We start from the raw sequence: 17,833 nt of genomic DNA on the forward strand, positions 1-17,833 counted from the left end.
CTGACCGTTCCCGTTTCCGAAACACCGGGGGAAATCACCGTGTCTTCAAGACCCTTCCGTAAACGCCCGCCAGGGGCGGTCGTCCGTCGCTGGCTCGGTCGTGGCGGGCTCGTCCTCTCCCTGTCCCTCCTTCCACAGCTCGTGACTCCCGCGGGCTACGACTTCGCCGCCCAGGCCCAGACCCCGGCGGCCGGAAGGAAGCTGGAGGATCCGGCCGACGCGAAGATCGACAAGGTCGGCGTGCTCAAGGCCGGCGCTTCCAAGGCGCCGAAGGACAAGGCCGCCTTGGCCGCCCAGCAGACCCGTGAGCGGGTGAAGAAGGCCGCCTGGCCGGGCCCCGGCAAGGTCACGGCCGAGGTCGCGGCGAGGGGCGAGGCCGCGGTCAGCGTGGGCGGGCTCGGGATCAAGCTGGCCCAGGTGCCGGCCGCCCCGGCGGCCAAGGCCGCGAAGAAGCGGGCGGTGGCCTCCGGCCCGGCCGAACGGGTGGCGCTCGGCGTGCAGTCCTCGGCGGCGGCGAAGAAGGCGGGCGTCAACGGCGTCCTGCTCACCGTCGCGCCGGCGGCGGCCGTGTCCGGCAAGGGCGACAGCGACAAGCTCCGGGTCTCCTTGAGCTACGCCTCCTTCAAGGACGTCTACGGCGGCAACTTCGGTCCCCGGCTGACCCTGGTGACGCTCCCGGCGTGTGCCCTGACCACCCCGGAGAAGAAGGCCTGCCGCACCCAGACCCCGGTGCCGGGCGCGGGCAACGACGCCGGGGCGCAGACCGTGACGGGCACCGTCTCGGCGCGTACCCCGATGCTGCTCGCGGCGGCCGCGGCTGCGGACGGCTCGGGCGGCGGGGGCGACTACAGCGCCACCCCGCTGTCCCCGACCGCGACCTGGGAGGCCGGCGGCAGCACGGGCGACTTCACCTGGAGCTACCCGCTGCGGGTTCCCCCGGCGACGGCCGGCCCGTCCCCGAATCTGTCGATCTCCTACGACTCCGCCTCGGTGGACGGACGCACGGCCGGGGAGAACAGCCAGACCTCGGTGGTCGGCGAGGGCTTCTCGATCACCGAGTCCTACATCGAGCGCAAGTACGGCTCCTGCAAGGACGACGGCCAGTCCGGCAAGGGCGACCTGTGCTGGAAGTACGCCAACTCCACGCTGGTCCTCAACGGCAAGGCCGTCGAGCTGGTCAACGCCTGTGCCGACAAGGCGGCCTGTGACACCGCGGCCCTGTCCGAGGCGTCGGGCGGCTCGTGGAAGCTGAAGAACGAGGACGGCACCCGCGTCGAGCACCTGACCGGCGCCACCGGCAACGGCGACAACAACACCGAGTACTGGAAGGTGACGGACGTGTCCGGCACCCAGTACTTCTTCGGCAAGCAGCGCCTGCCCGGCTGGAGCGACAACGGCACCGCCGACGACGACCCGGTCACCAACTCGGTGTTCACCGTCCCGGTCTTCGGCGACGACTCCGGCGAGCCCTGCTACAAGTCCACCGGCTTCGGCGACTCCTTCTGCAGCCAGGCCTGGCGCTGGAACCTGGACTACGTCGTCGACACCCACGACAACGCCTCCGCGTACTGGTACGGCAAGGAGACGAACTACTACTCCAAGAACGCCGACACGTCGGTGAACGGCACCGGCTACACCCGCGGCGGCTACCTCAACCGCATCGACTACGGCCTGCGCAGCGACCTGATCTACGCCAAGCCCGCCGCCCAGCAGGTCCGCTTCGCCTACGCCGAGCGCTGCGTCGTCTCGGGCGGCTGCGCCGACCTGACCAAGGACACCAAGGCCAACTGGCCCGACGTGCCCTTCGACATGATCTGCGCGGCGAGCACCAAGTGCACCACCCAGATCGGCCCGGCGTTCTTCACCCGCAAGCGCCTCACCGACGTCACCACCTCGGTGTGGACCGGCGCCGGCACCACCCGCCGGGACGTGGACACCTGGCACCTGGACCAGAGCTTCCCCGACACCGGCGACGCCTCCTCGGCGAGCCTGTGGCTGAAGTCCATCCAGAACACCGGCAAGGCCAACGGCACCGCGGCCGCGATGCCGCCGGTGGTCTTCGGCGGCGTCCAGCTCTCCAACCACGTCGAGGGCAGCGGCCCGGACACCCTGCGCTACATCAAGTGGCGGGTGCGGACCATCAAGTCCGAGACCGGCTCGACGCTGACCGCCAACTACTCCGGCCCCGACTGCATCTGGGGCTCCAGCATGCCGGCGGACGTCGACAAGAACACCCGCCGCTGCTTCCCCGTCAAGTGGTCGCAGTCCGGGGCGACCCCGGTGCTGGACTGGTTCCACAAGTACGTGGTCACGTCCGTCTTCCAGGACGACCCCTACGGCCACGGCGACACCGGCGAGACGTACTACGACTACCAGGGCGGCGCGGGCTGGGCCTACGCCGACGACGAGGGCCTGACCAAGGCGTCCAACCGCACCTGGTCGCAGTGGCGCGGCTACGGCAAGGTCGTGGAGACCTCCGGCGACACCGACGAGGGCCCGCGCTCCAAGAAGTCCACGCTCTACATGCGCGGCCTGAACGGCGAGAAGGAACTCGACGGCACCTCCCGGGTGGAGAAGGTCACCGACTCCGTCGGCACCGCCCTCGACGACTCCCGCCAGTACGCCGGCTTCGTCCGCGAGACCATCGTGTACAACGGCGCCGAAGAGGTCAGCGGCACCATCAACACCCCCTGGTCCCACAAGACCGGCAGCCACGCCTACAGCTGGGGCACCACGGACTCCTGGATCGTCCAGCCGGGTGAGACCGCGAACCGCACCAAGACCTCGACCGGCACCCGCACGGTCAAGCAGAAGACGACGTACGACACCACGTACGGCATGCCCCTCACCGTGGACGACGGCGGCGACGCCGCCAAGACCGGCGACGAGACGTGCGTGCGCACCAGCTACGCCCGCAACACCTCGGCCTGGCTGGTGAACGCGGTCTCGCGCACCGAGACCTACTCGGTCGCCTGCGCGACCACGCCGACGATCCCCGACCACGTCGTCTCCGACATCGCCAAGGCCTACGACGGCCAGGCGGTGGGGGTGGCGCCCACCAAGGGCGAGGTCAGCGCCTCCTACCGGGTCGCCAGCTACGGCGCGACCGACAAGAAGCCGGTCTACCAGCTGGTCTCCGGCTCCACCTACGACAAGCTGGGCCGTCCGGTCACCGCGACCAACGCCCTCAACCAGACGGTCAGGAACACCTACGTCCCCGACGACACCGGCTACGGCCCGCTGACGTCCAAGACGACCATCGACGCGAAGCTCTACTCCTCCACCACCGAGGTGGACCCGGCCTGGGGCACCGCCACCAAGACCACCGACGCCAACGGCAACGTCACCGAGTGGTCCCTGGACGCGCTCGGCCGGCTGCGGTCGGTCTGGAAGCCGGACCGCTCCCGCGGGCTCGACGACGCCGCGAGCATCGTCTACGCCTACAGCGTCAACAACGACAAGGAGACCTGGGTCCGCACGGACGCCCTCAAGGCCGACGGCAAGACCTACAACAGCTCCTACGAGATCTTCGACGGCCTGCTGCGGTCCCGCCAGAAGCAGGCGCCCGCGCCGAACGGCGGCCGGGTGATCTCCGAGACCCTCTACGACGACCGCGGCCTGGCGTACATCAAGAACGAGCAGGTCCACGACAACAGTGCGCCTTCGGGCACGCTCGCCAACACCTTCCCCGGCTCCGTCCCCGCCTCCACCGAGACGGTCTTCGACGCCGCCGGCCGTGCCACGGAAACGATCTTCCGGGTCTACGACCAGGAGAAGTGGCGCACCAAGACCGCGTACCAGGGCGACCGCACCGCCGTCACCGCGGCCGCGGGCGGCACCGGCACGCTGGTCGTCACCGACGCCCGCGGCCGGACCGTCGAGCGCCGTGAGTACGGCGGCCCCGCCCCGACCGGCACCGACTACAGCCGCACGCTGTACGCGTACACGCCCGACGGCAAGGTCGAGAAGATGACCGGCCCGGACGGCTCCGTCTGGTCGTACGACTACGACCTGCGCGGTCGCAAGACCACCTCCGTCGACCCCGACAAGGGCACGGTCACCACCGCCTACAACGACGCCGACCAGCCGATCAGCACCACGTCGCCGGTGAACGGCGTCTCCCGCACCCTGATCACGGACTACGACGAGCTGGGCCGCAAGGTCGGCACCTGGGACGGCGTCAAGGACGACGCCCACCGCCTGACCAAGTTCACCTTCGACAACCTGGCCAAGGGTCTTCCCACCGCCGCGATCCGGTACGTCGGCGGCACCGCCGGCAAGATCTACTCCCAGGTCTTCACCGGCTACGACGCGCTCGGCCGCACCAAGGGCACCAAGACGGTCATCGCCGCCACCGACGCCCTGGTCGTCGCGGGCGCGCCGCAGACCTTCACCACGAGCTCCGTCTACAACATCGACGGCACGGTCCAGTCCACCTCGATGCCCGCGGCGGCCGGTCTGCCCGCGGAGACCGTGGCCAACAGCTACAACGACCTCGGCCTGCTCACCGGCACCGAGGGCATGACCGACTACGTCCAGAACATCGGCTACTCCCCGTACGGCGAGATCGAGGAGACCCGGCTGGGCACCTCCACCGGCGCCAAGCAGCTCCAGATCCTCAACCGCTACGAGGACGGCACCCGCCGACTGGCCAACTCCCACACCGTCGACCAGACCAACACCGGCTACACCAGCGACGTCGACTACGCCTACGACGCCACCGGCAACGTCAAGTCGATCACCGACAAGGCGGGCGGCAAGGACACCCAGTGCTTCGCCTACGACGGCTACCGCCGGCTGACCGAGGCCTGGACCCCCTCGTCCAACGACTGCGCCACCGCCCGCTCGTCGAGCGCCCTCGGCGGCCCCGCCCCGTACTGGAACACCTGGACCTACAAGCCGGGCGGCCTGCGCGACACCCAGATCGAGCACAAGACCGGCGGTGACACCACCACCTCCTACGGTTACCCGGCCGTCAACGCCGTCGGCGGCGGCCAGCCCCACACGCTGACCTCCGTCACCGTGGGCAGCGCGGCCGCGAAGTCGTACATCTACGACGAGCAGGGCAACACCACCAAGCGCTACAGCCCCGCCGGCGCCGCGCAGAGCCTCGTCTGGGACATCGAAGGGGAACTCGCCCAGCTCACCCAGGGCACGGAGACCACCGACTACCTCTACGACGCCAACGGCGAACTCCTGATCCGCCGCGGCTCCGTCAAGACCGTCCTCTACCTGGCCGGCCAGGAACTCCACTACGACACGGCCGCCAAGAAGTTCACCGCCCAGCGCTACTACCCGTCGGGCGACGCCACCGCCGTCCGCACCGAGACCGGCCTGTCCTGGATGGTCGACGACCACCACGGCACCGCCTCGATGACGATCGACGCCACCACCCAGGCCGTCACCCGCCGCTACACCAAGCCCTTCGGCGAGGCCCGCGGCACGACGCCCTCGGCCTGGCCCGACGACAAGGGCTTCCTGGGCAAACCCGCCGACGCGGACACCGGCCTGACCCACATCGGCGCCCGCGAGTACGACCCGGCCGTCGGACGCTTCCTCTCCGTCGACCCCGTCCTCGACCCCGACGACCACGAGTCCCTCAACGGCTACGCCTACGCGAACAACACCCCCGTCACCAAGTCCGACCCGACCGGCCTGCGGCCGATCACGGACTGCGAGCGCGGGTGCAGCGACGGCAAGGGCGGCAGCTACCGGGACTACATGACGATGGGCCCGAACGGGACCTGGGTCTACCACTCCACGAAGACCTACACCGTCTACGTCCCCATCGTGGGAACGATGACGGTGACGGTGAAGAAGACGGGGAGCAAGGCCGTCGCCTCCGTCACGTTCCAGAAGGGCCCCGAGCCGCTTCCCAAGAAGAAGTCCGGCAACGAGGACCTTTACAACGAGATCGAGAGCTATATGTTCTCGGAACTCAAGACGAATGTGGTCTCGGACGACGTCAAGGGCATCAAGGGACTTTTGCGGCCCTGGAAGTGGTACGACGCATTCGGTCGGAACATGGGGGCGGATACGCAGGCGGCACTAGCAATGTGGACCGCCAAGGTATGCCCGAAGATCTGCGAATGGGACCACAAGCCGAAGCTCGCCGCGAAGTTCGACCTGGCCGAGTCCGACTTCTTCACCAGCGTTCCCGGCACCGACCTGGAGGCCTACTACGACATCTGGTCGAACGTCCACTACGGCTACGTGGGAACCGCGGCCGGGATCGACGAGAAGACCCTGATCGACGGCGCCTCCGTCGCGGAAACGGCCCTGGTCGGCGAGAACGACATCGGCGACCAGATCACGATGAGAGCGGGGGTCGAACTGTACGAGGAGTACGGAGTCGACCTGACGAGAGAGCAGTTCCACGCGGCGATAGTCGACACCGTCAAGGAAATGTCTGCCAAGCACGCTCCGCAGGTGAGGCACTCGTAGACCGTCCAGCCTGGGTGCCGCTAACGTTGGCGGCACCCAGGCTTTTTTGTTCGCACGCGCTTGTTGGCACGCGCTTGTTCGCACGCATGGAATCGAGGAGACATCATGGAGGCTGCCACGCACCGCGTCGGGTGCCTGCTGCCTTTGGGCGCCGGCGGCACGGTGGCAGGCGCGACAGTCTGGGTGGTCGCCGACATCTGGCGCACCTGCGACGTGGGCAACGGCTCCGCCAACGGCGCCGTCCTGCTTTTTTGCTTTCTCCTGATATGGGCCCTGATTTCCTCGCTCTGGGGCCTTGTCCTCAAATTCCTCGGCCCCAGCGGAATGAAATGGGCATACGCCGCCGCGATCTGCGCGAGCGTGGGCGTCGCCTGGGGAATGATCGCGTGGATCGGCGTCCTGGATTCCTACCCGTCACCGATCTGCGACGGAAACGTCCCCCCGTGGTGGCCGGAGATCATCCCGGTGTGACGGGGGTGTGATCTGCAAGCCCTTAGGAAGCTCCACGGCTCTCGGCTTCGGCCTGCGCCATGGCTTCCGCCTCGGCCTCGGCCAGTTCGAGCACGACGCCGAACGCCTGAGCGATGTGGGCGGAGGCCGACATGACGCGCGCTGTTCCCACGACGGGAGCGACCGCGACGAGAAGGTCCTGCAACTGCTCGACGGTGAAGTCGGCCTTGATCGCGGGGCTGACGTGGGCCAGGTAGGAGACGGCCGGTGCGTCCATGGCCACCAGAGCGGCGATGCGGGCGAGGATGAGCGTCCGCTCGTCCATATGGCAACGCTCGATGGAGTCGATGGTCATGGCGGCGAGCGTGTCGAGCACGGGGGTCTCAGATCGAGCGGCCATGGTGGCCCACCTTCCAGTCCTGTAGGGAGTCCGACCGCCACCCGCTGAAGGCATCCACCGGGTGCCCGGCGGCACGCCTCCAGCCTAGGCACCCCCGGTCGGCAGCGCGCGCCGAGCCGGACGGCGGCTCGGGCTCAGGGCCAGACCAGGCAGTAGGGCTGGTGGCCCGCCTCGTGCAGGCGGTGGCTGAAGTCCTGCCATTCGTGGAGGAGTTGGTAGACGTTGAACGCGTCCCGGGGGCCGCCGCGGTCCGGGACCGTGGACCAGATGAAGGCGGCCGCGCCGACCGCTTCCTCGCCGATGTCGCGGAGGGGGTCGACCACCGTCATGGGGAGCTTCACGACCGCGTAGTCGGGGTGCAGGACGACCAGTTCCAGCGGGGGCACCTTGTGGAGGGGGACGCCTTGGATGCCGGTGAGGACCATCGCGGCCATCGTCTCCGGCTTGATCTTGGTGAACATGCCGTTCATGCCGAGCTCGTCGCCGCCGAGTTCCTCGGGGCGCATGGAGATCGGCACGCGGGCCGCGGTCGCGCCGTCCGGCGCGCCGAAGTACTTGTACGTCACCCCCACCCGACCACCATTCCTGCTCTCCGCCCCGAGGCGGTCGACCCGCTGGTCAACGCGCCGGTCGATCCGTTCGGGCTCGTTCGGTACATCTTGTGCCTGCGTCCGACGCGCTTCGCCTGCTTCCTCCGCGTCGCGCCGGTGCCTTCCCCGCCGGGCACGTCGAGGACCCAGATCGTCAGTCCCCTCGCCCAGTCCGCCACCGCGATGCATATCTCCACCCGACTGCTTTTCTAGGCCGCGTGGCCCCGCCGCGCAACCCGATCATCGTGTCAGTGACCTCCCCCACGGCCGCTCGCCGAAACGTGCGTTGAAACACCTGTCCGCAGGATCTTCGCAGCCCCTCGACACACGGTCGGTGTGAGCTACGTCTATCAGGCCCGTTCCGACTCAGTTTCGCAGATGGCCGAGTGGAGGATGGCGGGGAAGGGACGGGGAAAAGGAGGGCGCAGGAGCGGTGGAGGGGCGGGCACGGGTGGCGTCCTGGGCGCTGGCCTACCCTGGGAGGTCATTGGCAACCGGAGCCCAGCAAGTCGGAGAAGGTCGGAGAAGCCGCAGGTCATGAGCGAACTGCCCTATTCATACGATGCGCCTGTCTCGCAGGCGCTGTTCGACCGTGCGTCCGCCGTCACGCCCGGCGGGGTGAACTCCCCGGTGCGCGCCTTCCGTGCCGTCGGGGGAACGCCCCGGTTCATGGTGTCCGGTACGGGGCCGTATCTGACCGACGCCGACGGGCGGGAGTACGTCGACCTGGTCTGCTCCTGGGGCCCCATGATCCTCGGGCACTCCCACCCCGACGTCATCGCGGCCGTGCGGGACGCGGTCTCCCGCGGCACTTCCTTCGGCACTCCCGGTGAGGGCGAGGTCGCGCTCGCCGAGGAGATCGTCGACCGGGTCGGACCCGTCGATCAGGTGCGGCTCGTCTCCAGCGGGACCGAGGCCACCATGTCGGCCATCCGGCTCGCCCGAGGGTTCACCCGGCGCGCCAAGGTGATCAAGTTCGCCGGCTGCTATCACGGGCATGTGGACGCGCTGCTGGCCTCCGCCGGGAGCGGGGTGGCCACCTTCGCGCTGCCCGACACCCCCGGTGTCACGGGAGCGCAGGCCGCCGACACCATCGTCCTGCCCTACAACGACCTGGAGGCCGTGCAGGAGGCCTTCCATCGGCATCCCGGTGAGATCGCCTGTGTGATCACCGAGGCCTCGCCGGGCAACATGGGCGTCGTGCCGCCGATGCCCGGGTTCAACCAGGGGCTCAAGGACGCCTGCGCCAACAACGGCGCGCTCTTCATCTCCGACGAGGTCATGACCGGGTTCCGGACCAGTCGGAGCGGGTGGTTCGGGATCGACGGGGTGCGGCCGGATCTCATGACGTTCGGGAAGGTCATGGGGGGCGGGTTCCCCGCCGCCGCCTTCGGCGGGCGGGCCGACATCATGGCGCACCTCGCTCCCGCCGGGCCCGTCTACCAGGCCGGCACGCTCTCCGGGAACCCGGTCGCCACCGCCGCCGGGCTCGCCCAGCTGCGGCTGCTCGACGAGGACGCGTACGCCAAGGTCGACGCCGTCTCCACGCGGATCCAGTCGCTGGTGTCGGAGGCGCTGACCAAGGAGAGCGTCGCGCACACGCTGCAGAGCGCCTCCAACATGTTCTCCGTCTTCTTCACGGACCGGCCCGTCCGCAACTACGACGACGCGAAGACGCAGGAGTCCTTCCGCTTCAACGCCTTCTTCCACTCGCTGCTGGCGAACGGCGTCTATCTGCCGCCGTCGTCCTTCGAGTCCTGGTTCGTGTCCACGGCGCACGACGACACGGCCGTCCAGAGAATCGCCGACGCCCTTCCGGCGGCGGCCCGAGCGGCTGCGGAGGCCACAGCAGCATGACCAGCCCCAAGAGCAACAGCGACCTCACCGTCGTCCACCTGATGCGGCACGGCGAGGTGGAGAACCCCGACGGCGTCCTCTACGGCCGGCTCGGCGGTTACCACCTCTCCGAGCTGGGCCGGCAGATGGCCGACCGGGTCGCCGAGCATCTCGCGCCCCGCGACGTCACCTACGTCTGCGCGTCCCCGCTGGAGCGGGCGCAGGAGACGGCGACGCCGATCGCCAAGGCGCACGGTCTCGACCTGGCCACGGATCCGCGGCTCATCGAGGCCGACAACGTCTTCCAGGGCAAGACCTTCGGGGTGGGCGACGGCGCCCTGAAGAACCCGGAGAACTGGAAGCATCTCGTCAACCCGTTCAAGCCGTCCTGGGGCGAGCCGTACGTGGACCAGGTCGTCCGCATGATGGGCGCGCTGGACGCGGCCAAGGACGCCGCCCGAGGCCACGAGGCCGTGCTGGTCAGTCATCAGCTGCCGATCTGGATCGTGCGGTCCTACGTCGAGCGGCGGCGGCTGTGGCACGACCCGCGCAAGCGGCAGTGCACGCTCGCCTCGCTGACGACCTTCACGTACCAGGGCGACCGGATCGTGTCCGTCGGCTACGCCGAGCCCGCGATCGACCTCGTACCGGTCCATCTGCGGGCCGGCGCCAAGCCCGTGAAGGGCAAGAGCAAGGCCTTCGGCGCATAGCCGCGACCTTCCTCCACGACCTTCACCGCCCTCCCACCCTGTGGCTTAAATCGGATTGTCTGTTACGGAATCCGGAACAACCGTCGGAACCCCCTCGTTCGTCATGTCCTCTGAATGGGTGACCACCAGAGGAACTGACGAACGAGGACGCCATGCGCACGATCACGCGAAGGGGAGCGCTGGGGCTCGGCGCCGGGGCCGCCGCCGCTGCCGGACTCACGGGCTGCGGCAGTCTCACGAGCTCGGAGCCCAGCCCCGCCGACGGTTCCAAGTCGGGCGGATCGAGCAAGAGTCCCTCCGGCAGCCCCAAGGCCACCGCCCGCCCCCTCGGTGACGGCTCCACCTCCTTCACGGGCAAGCAGCCCCACCAGCCGGACCAGCCCGTGCCGCTGGAGGCCGGCCAGGAGCCGCCGCAGTTCGTCGTCTTCTCCTGGGACGGCGCCGGCGAGGTCGGCAACGGCCTCTTCCCGCGCTTCCTGGACCTCGCCAAGGAGCACGGCGCGAGCATGACCTTCTTCCTCTCCGGGCTGTATCTGCTGCCCGAGTCGAAGAAGCGGCTCTACGACCCGCCGAACAACCCGCGCGGCGCCTCCGACATCGGCTACCTCACCGACGAGCACGTCCGGATGACGCTGACCAACGTCCGCCGCGCCTGGCTCGAGGGCCATGAGATAGGCACCCACTTCAACGGGCACTTCTGCTCCGGGCACGGGACGGTCGGCAACTGGACGGCCGAGCAGTGGCGCAGCGAGATCGACCAGGCCAAGTCGTTCGTGAAGAACTGGCGGACCAACACCGGCTGGACGGAGGAGGCCGCGCTGCCCTTCGACTACGACAAGGAACTCGTCGGCGGCCGCACGCCCTGTCTCCTCGGCCAGGACAACCTGCTGCCCACCGCCCGCTCGCTCGGCTGGCGCTACGACGCCTCCTCGCCGGGCGGGCGTCAGGTGTGGCCGCAGAAGAAGGACGGCATCTGGGATCTGCCGTTGCAGCAGATACCGTTCCCCGGCCGTAGCTTCGAGGTCCTCTCGATGGACTACAACATGCTCGCCAACCAGTCGATCAACTCGACGAAGGCGCCCAGCCACAACTATCCCGGCTGGCGGAAGCAGTCCGCACAGGCGTACATACAGGGATTCAAGCGGGCATACGAGTCGAACCGTGCGCCGTTCTTCGTCGGCAACCACTTCGAGAAGTGGAACGGCGGCATCTACATGGACGCCGTCGAGGAGTCCTTCAAGCACATCGCGGCGGAGAAGGAGAAGGGCGCGGACGTCCGGCTGGTCTCCTTCCGGCAGTTCGTGGACTGGATGGACGTCCAGAAGCCGGAGGTGCTGGAGCAGCTGCGCACCCTCGACGTCGGGCAGCAGCCGTCCGGCGGCTGGAAGACGTTCCTCAAGAACAACAACACCCCCGGCTCCACCAGCTCCGCAGGCTCCGCCGGCCCCTCCTCGTCCGCCGCCTGAAATGCGGGTTTCCGCCCACAAGGGGGGTGCGCAAGATCCTCAGAACGGGCATGCGAAACTTTTCACATGAGTGCCGCCAGCCGCGCCCCCCTGTGTTCGACCACCTCGATCCGCTCGCGCCGTGCCGCCCTGACCACGGCCGCCGGCGGAGCCGTCGCCGCACTGTTGCTGTCCGCGTGCACCTCCGGCGGCACCGCCGGAGGAGGCGGTGACACCAACTTCGTGATGGGCAAGGACGGCATCTCCACCGCGGAGAAGGGGGAGCGTGCCGCGGTCCCCGACCTGTCCGGCGAGACCATCGACGGCAAGCAGCTCGACGTCTCCGCCTACAAGGGCAAGATCGTCGTCCTCAATGTGTGGGGCTCCTGGTGCTCCCCGTGCCGGGCGGAGGCGCCGGGCTTCCAGAAGGTCTACCAGGACCTCCAGGCGGACGGCGTCCAGTTCGTCGGCATCAACACGCGCGACACCAAGGCCGCCAACGCCGTCGCCTTCGACAAGCAGTTCGGCATCACCTACCCGAGTCTGTACGACCCGACGGGGAAGCTGATGCTCCGCTTCGCCAAGGGCACCCTCAATCCGCAGGCCATCCCCTCCACGCTGGTCATAGACCGGGAGGGGAAGATCGCCGCCCGTTCGCTGGCCGCGCTCAGCGAGGAGCGGCTGCGCAAGATGATCGCTCCCGTCCTCGCGGAGAAGTGACGTGAGCGCGGTCACCCTGCTCGCCGCGGACGGCTACAACGGCACCGTGCTCAACGGCGCGTTGCTGCTCGCCCTGCCCGTCGCCGTCCTCGGCGGTCTCGTCTCCTTCTTCTCCCCGTGCGTCCTGCCGCTCGTCCCCGGCTATCTGTCGTACGTCACCGGAGTCACCGGCACCGACCTCGCCGAGGCCCGCCGCGGCCGGATGGTCGCCGGCGCCTCCCTGTTCGTGCTCGGGTTCACCGCGGTGTTCGTCTCCAGCGGGGCCCTGTTCGGCTACTTCGGCCAGACGCTCCAGGAGAACCAGGGCGTCCTGTCCAAGGTGCTCGGCGCGCTCATGATCGTCATGGGCGTCTTCTTCATGGGCCTGATGCCCTGGATGACGCAACGGGAGTTCCGCTTCCATCGGCGGCCCGCCGCCGGACTGGTCGGCGCCCCCCTGATCGGCGCGCTGTTCGGCATCGGCTGGACCCCGTGCATCGGCCCCACCCTCGCCTCCGTGATCGCCCTGTCCTCCCAGCAGGGGAGCGCGGGCCGCGGTGCCATACTGACCGTCGCCTACTGCCTCGGCCTCGGCCTGCCCTTCGTGCTCGCCGCGGTCGCCTTCCGCAAGGCGCTCGGCGCCTTCGGCTGGGTCAAGCGTCACTACGTCTGGGTGATGCGGATCGGCGGCACGATGATGATCGTCACCGGTCTGCTGCTGCTGACCGGTGCGTGGGACCGCCTCGTGCAGGACATCCAGTCCTGGTCCGCCGGCTTCACTGTGGGGATCTGATCGATGAGCAAGACCACGACGACCGACGGGACGACCCCGGTCGACGGGACGACCCCGGTCGACGGGACGAAGACCGACGACCAGGATCTCGGCGCCGCCGGCTCCCAGCTGTCCACCGCGCCCACCGACTCGCTCGCGAACATGCCCGGCCTGGGCGTGCTCGGCTGGGCGCGCTGGTTCTGGCGTCAGCTCACCTCCATGCGGGTCGCGCTGCTGCTCCTGCTGCTGCTGGCGCTCGGCGCGATCCCCGGTTCGCTGATCCCGCAGTCGGGCACGGACGACACGAAGGTCGCCGACTTCCGTCAGGCGCACGACACGCTCGGGCCGATCTACGACCGGCTCGGCCTCTTCCACGTCTACAGCTCGGCCTGGTTCTCCTCGGTCTACATCCTGCTGTTCGTCTCCCTCATCGGCTGCATCGTGCCCCGCACCTGGCAGTTCGTGGGCCAGCTGCGCGGCCGCCCGCCGGGTGCGCCCAGGCGGCTGACCCGGCTGCCCGCGTACACGACCTGGCGCACGGACGCGGAGCCGGACGAGGTCCGTGAGGTCGCGCTCGCGCTGCTGAAGAAGCGGCGCTTCCGCGCGCACCTCGCCGGGGACGCCGTCGCCGCAGAGAAGGGCTATCTGCGCGAGGTCGGCAACCTGGCCTTCCACATCGCGCTGATCGTGATGCTGGTCGCCTTCGCCTGGGGCCAGCTCTTCAAGACCGAGGGCAACAAGCTGGTCGTCGAGGGCGACGGCTTCTCCAACACCCTCATCCTCTACGACGACTTCAAGTCCGGCACCCTCTTCAGCACCGACGACCTGACGCCGTTCAGCTTCACCCTGGACAAGTTCACCGGCACCTATGAGAAGACCGGCCCGAACACCGGCACCCCGCGCGTCTACCAGGCCGCCATCACCTACAGCGTCGGCGCGTACGGCAAGGACCGGAAGACCCTCGTCAAGGTCAACGAGCCGCTGGAGATCGGCGACTCGAAGGTCTACCTCACCGCACACGGCTACGCGCCCTTCGTCACCGTCCGCGACGGCAAGGGCAACGTCGTCTACAGCGACGCGGTACCGCTGCTGCCGCTCGACTCCAATGTGACGTCGACCGGTGTCATCAAGGTCCTCGACGGCTACAAGAACGCCAAGGGGGTCAGAGAGCAACTGGGCATCTCGGCCTTCTTCCTGCCCACGTACACGAAGGGCATGGAGACCGCCTCGACGTTCCCGGCGCTGAACAACCCGGTGCTGAACCTGACCCCGTTCCACGGTGACCTCGGCGTCGACTCGGGCATCCCGCAGAGCGTGTACCAGCTCGACAAGTCGCACATGAAGGAGTTCAAGGACTCCAAGGGTGCGCAGGTGCGGGAGAACCTCAAGCCCGGCGAGACGATGACCCTGCCGAACGGCGCGGGCTCGATCACCTACGAGGGCACCCGGCAGTGGGCGAACTTCCAGGTCACCCAGCAGCCCGCGAGCGGCTGGGCGCTGGGCGGCGCGACCGTCGCGATCTTCGGCCTCGCCGGGTCCCTGTTCATCCAGCGCCGCCGGGTGTGGGTACGCGCCGTGCGCGGCGACGACGGTGTGACGGTCGTCGAGATGGCCGGTCTCGGCCGCAGCGAGTCCGCGAAGGTGCCCGAGGAACTCGGCGACCTCGCCGGGATCCTCTACGACCGGGCCCCGGGGGCAGCCGACCCCGCAGATTCCCCCGACCCCGCAGATTCCCCTCATACCGAACCCGATCCTCAAGCCGTACCTGCCGAAGGGGCTGAGAAATGACTCTCGCCGCCACGACGGAGCTCGCCGCCGCCACCAACGAAAACCTCGCGAGCATCAGCAACACGCTGATCTACTCCGCGATGGCCGTCTACACCCTGGCCTTCTTCGCGTACATCGCGGAATGGCTCCTCGGCAGCCGCAGCAAGGTCGGCCGTACCGCCGCCGCGCTGACGCCCGAGGCGAAGGCCAAGGCCAAGGGCGGCCCGGCCGTCACCGTCAAGAAGAACGGCGGCACCGCCGTCCTGGAGCGCCCGCAGGTCGTGGTGCGCTCCGCGGCCGGCGCGCGGGACGTGCCCGACGGGCCCGGCGCGCACGGCGGCGACGAGCAGGGCGACATGTACGGCCGGATCGCCATCTCCCTCACGGTGCTCGCGTTCCTGGTCGAGCTGGGCGGCGTGATCGCCCGCGCGGCCTCGGTGGAGCGGGCCCCCTGGGGCAACATGTACGAGTTCAACATCACCTTCTCCACGGTGGCCGTCGGCGTGTACCTCACGCTGCTGGTGCTGAAGAAGAACGTGCGCTGGCTCGGGCTGTTCCTGATCACCTCGGTCCTGCTCGACCTCGGTCTCGCGGTCACCGTGCTCTACACGGCGAGCGACCAGCTGGTCCCGGCGCTGCACTCGTACTGGCTGTACATCCACGTCTCCACCGCGATCCTGTGCGGAGCGGTGTTCTACGTGGGCGCGGTCACCACGGTCCTGTACCTGTTCAAGGACTCCTACGAGAACAAGCTGGCGACCGGCGGCAAGCCCGGCAAGTTCGCGAACTCGGTGCTGGACCGGCTGCCCGCGTCGGCCTCGCTCGACAAGTTCGCCTACCGGGTCAACGCGGCGGCGTTCCCGCTGTGGACGTTCACGATCATCGCGGGCGCGATCTGGGCGGGCGACGCGTGGGGCCGCTACTGGGGCTGGGACCCCAAGGAGACCTGGGCGTTCATCACCTGGGTCGGCTACGCCTGCTACCTGCACGCCCGCGCGACGGCCGGCTGGAAGGGCCGCAAGGCCGCCTACCTGGCCCTGATCGCCTTCGGCTGCTGGCTGTTCAACTACTACGGCGTCAACATCTTCGTCTCCGGCAAGCACTCGTACGCGGGCGTGTAACTCCCGTACCCCGAAGGCCGGTTCATGTGACCCACGTCACAGGAACCGGCCTTCGTCGTACGGACAGGTAGAGGGGTGTGGATACGCATCTGAGCATGTTGAGGAAACGCATCCGCGCGGGGGACCACGACGCCTTCGGCGAGCTTTTCGACACGTACGCGCGCTCCGTCTACAACCACGCCTATCGGCTCACGGGGGAGTGGGCGACCGCGGAGGAGATCGTCTCGCTGACCTTCCTGGACGCCTGGCGGCTGCGCGAGCGGCTGGACGAGGACGGCGGCTCCCCGCGCCCCTGGCTGCTCGGCATCGCCACCAACGTCACCCGCAACGTCCGCCGCGCCGCCCGAAGACACGCGGCCGCGGTGGCGCGGCTGCCGCGCGAGGAGACGGTGCGGGACTTCGCCGACGAGGTGGCGGGCCGGGTGGACGACGCCGCGCAACTGGCCGCCGTGCGCACCGCGCTGGCGCGGCTGCGGCGCGCCGAGCGCGAGGTGCTGGCGCTGTGCGTGTGGTCGGGGCTCGGGTACGAGGCGGCGGCCGAGGCGCTGGGGGTGCCCGTGGGCACGGTGCGATCGCGGCTCTCGCGAGCACGGGCAAAGCTCGCGAAACATATGGAACCGCCCGCCGTGCGCGGACAGATGAAAGGTGAAGACCGCACCTCAGCGGTCAGGCCCATCAGGGAGGGAAACCGATGAACCAGCTGCCTGAACAGGACCTTCCGCCGGGCCGGCACCGACTCCTCAAGGAGCATTTGATGACCGAGATCCTGCGGGACGAGCCGCTGCCCGAGCGCAAGCGGAAGCCCTGGCTGCGGCCCGCGTTCGGCGCCGTCGCCGTCGCCGCGGTCACCGCCGTCACGTTCACCGTCCTGCCGTCCGAGCAGTCGGAGCCGGCGCGGTCGACGGAGGCCGTGCGGTTGCTGGAGGACATCGCGCTGGCCGCCGAGCACGCCGACATGCCCGCCGACATCCGCGACGACCAGTTCGTGTACATCAAGAGCAAGGTCGCCTGGACGTCGCAGTCGGGGGACGGGCCCGCGAAGCTCGATCCCGTCCACGAGCGCGAGGTGTGGCTGTCGGTGGACGGCAAGCAGGAGGGCCTGCTGGAGGAGCCCCACCACGGGTTCGGCCAGGAGCCCCTGGAGGCCCAGACCCCCGGCATCCCGTCCAACACGAACTACCGCCACCTCCAGACCCTGCCGACCGACCCCGACAAGATGTTCGAGTGGCTCGACAGCGTCAGCCAGGGCAGCAGCAGCAAGGACGAGGCCGACTTCGTCCTCGTCGGCGACCTCGCCCGGGAGTCCCTGATGCCCCCCGCGCAGGCCGCCGCGCTCTACCGGGCCGCCGCCAGGATCTCCGGGGTGTTCGTGATCGACGACGCGGTGGACGCCGCCGGTCGCCACGGGGTCGCGGTGGCCCGAATCGACGACGGGGAGCGCCACGAGCTGATCTTCGACAGGAAGACCAGGGAATTCCTCGGCGAGCGCGAGGTCGCGGTGAAGGACCTGCCCTGGGGCTTCGAGAAGGGGGACGTGACCGCTCGCACCGCGGTCCTGGCGCGCACGGTGGTCGACAAGCGGGGCGAGCGCCCGTAACC

13 protein-coding genes are annotated in these 17,833 nt (G+C 69.1%); 11 read left to right on the plus strand and 2 right to left on the minus strand.

Annotated elements, in window-relative coordinates; translation table 11 throughout:
* Positions 1 to 39: 39 nt before the first annotated feature.
* Both AB0J04_RS14625 and AB0J04_RS14630 read left to right on the plus strand, forming a co-directional pair.
* Positions 40 to 6,444, plus strand: coding sequence for a polymorphic toxin type 44 domain-containing protein (locus tag AB0J04_RS14625; RefSeq protein ID WP_363168744.1), 6,405 nt, complete (start codon positions 40 to 42; stop codon positions 6,442 to 6,444).
* 105 nt (positions 6,445 to 6,549) lie between these two features.
* Positions 6,550 to 6,915 (plus strand): hypothetical protein, encoded by a 366-nt coding sequence (locus AB0J04_RS14630; RefSeq protein ID WP_363168745.1) that lies wholly within the window; start codon positions 6,550 to 6,552, stop codon positions 6,913 to 6,915.
* Between the two features lie 22 nt (positions 6,916 to 6,937).
* Here AB0J04_RS14630 and AB0J04_RS14635 read toward each other — a convergent pair whose 3' ends face one another.
* Both AB0J04_RS14635 and AB0J04_RS14640 read right to left on the minus strand, forming a co-directional pair.
* Positions 6,938 to 7,294, minus strand: coding sequence for a carboxymuconolactone decarboxylase family protein (locus AB0J04_RS14635; protein ID WP_363168746.1), 357 nt, complete (start codon positions 7,292 to 7,294; stop codon positions 6,938 to 6,940).
* A gap of 134 nt (positions 7,295 to 7,428) precedes the next feature.
* Positions 7,429 to 8,073: a hypothetical protein gene (locus AB0J04_RS14640; RefSeq protein ID WP_363168747.1), complete on the minus strand. Its 645-nt coding sequence runs from the start codon at positions 8,071 to 8,073 to the stop codon at positions 7,429 to 7,431.
* Between the two features lie 348 nt (positions 8,074 to 8,421).
* On the opposite strand from AB0J04_RS14640, the gene hemL reads away from it, so the two are divergent.
* From hemL to AB0J04_RS14685, 9 genes are all read left to right on the plus strand, one after another.
* Positions 8,422 to 9,741, plus strand: coding sequence for a glutamate-1-semialdehyde 2,1-aminomutase (gene hemL, locus AB0J04_RS14645; RefSeq protein ID WP_363168748.1), 1,320 nt, complete (start codon positions 8,422 to 8,424; stop codon positions 9,739 to 9,741).
* Positions 9,738 to 10,430, plus strand: coding sequence for a histidine phosphatase family protein (locus AB0J04_RS14650; protein ID WP_363168749.1), 693 nt, complete (start codon positions 9,738 to 9,740; stop codon positions 10,428 to 10,430). Before hemL ends, AB0J04_RS14650 begins: the two co-directional genes overlap by 4 nt.
* A gap of 152 nt (positions 10,431 to 10,582) precedes the next feature.
* Positions 10,583 to 11,896, plus strand: a complete 1,314-nt coding sequence (locus AB0J04_RS14655; RefSeq protein WP_363168750.1) for a hypothetical protein — start codon at positions 10,583 to 10,585, stop codon at positions 11,894 to 11,896.
* Between the two features lie 66 nt (positions 11,897 to 11,962).
* A complete protein-coding gene (locus tag AB0J04_RS14660) occupies positions 11,963 to 12,595 on the plus strand; it encodes a TlpA disulfide reductase family protein (RefSeq protein WP_363168752.1) in 633 nt (210 codons plus the stop codon).
* 1 nt (position 12,596) lies between these two features.
* Positions 12,597 to 13,367: a cytochrome c biogenesis protein CcdA gene (locus tag AB0J04_RS14665; RefSeq protein WP_363168753.1), complete on the plus strand. Its 771-nt coding sequence runs from the start codon at positions 12,597 to 12,599 to the stop codon at positions 13,365 to 13,367.
* A gap of 3 nt (positions 13,368 to 13,370) precedes the next feature.
* Complete coding sequence (locus AB0J04_RS14670) at positions 13,371 to 15,134, plus strand: cytochrome c biogenesis protein ResB (RefSeq protein ID WP_363168754.1); 1,764 nt, start codon at positions 13,371 to 13,373, stop codon at positions 15,132 to 15,134.
* Entirely contained in the window at positions 15,131 to 16,234 is a 1,104-nt protein-coding gene (ccsB, locus tag AB0J04_RS14675) for a c-type cytochrome biogenesis protein CcsB (RefSeq protein WP_363168755.1), read from the plus strand. Before AB0J04_RS14670 ends, ccsB begins: the two co-directional genes overlap by 4 nt.
* Positions 16,235 to 16,329: 95 nt before the next feature.
* The gene (locus AB0J04_RS14680; protein ID WP_363168756.1) at positions 16,330 to 16,929 is read left to right on the plus strand and encodes an RNA polymerase sigma factor; all 600 of its coding nucleotides are present in this window, start codon (positions 16,330 to 16,332) and stop codon (positions 16,927 to 16,929) included.
* Positions 16,926 to 17,831, plus strand: coding sequence for a CU044_5270 family protein (locus tag AB0J04_RS14685; protein ID WP_363168757.1), 906 nt, complete (start codon positions 16,926 to 16,928; stop codon positions 17,829 to 17,831). The genes AB0J04_RS14680 and AB0J04_RS14685 overlap by 4 nt, the downstream gene beginning before the upstream one ends.
* Positions 17,832 to 17,833: the final 2 nt, after the last annotated feature.

The sequence above is a fragment of the Streptomyces sp. NPDC050263 genome (assembly GCF_040655955.1).
Lineage (GTDB): Bacteria > Actinomycetota > Actinomycetes > Streptomycetales > Streptomycetaceae > Streptomyces.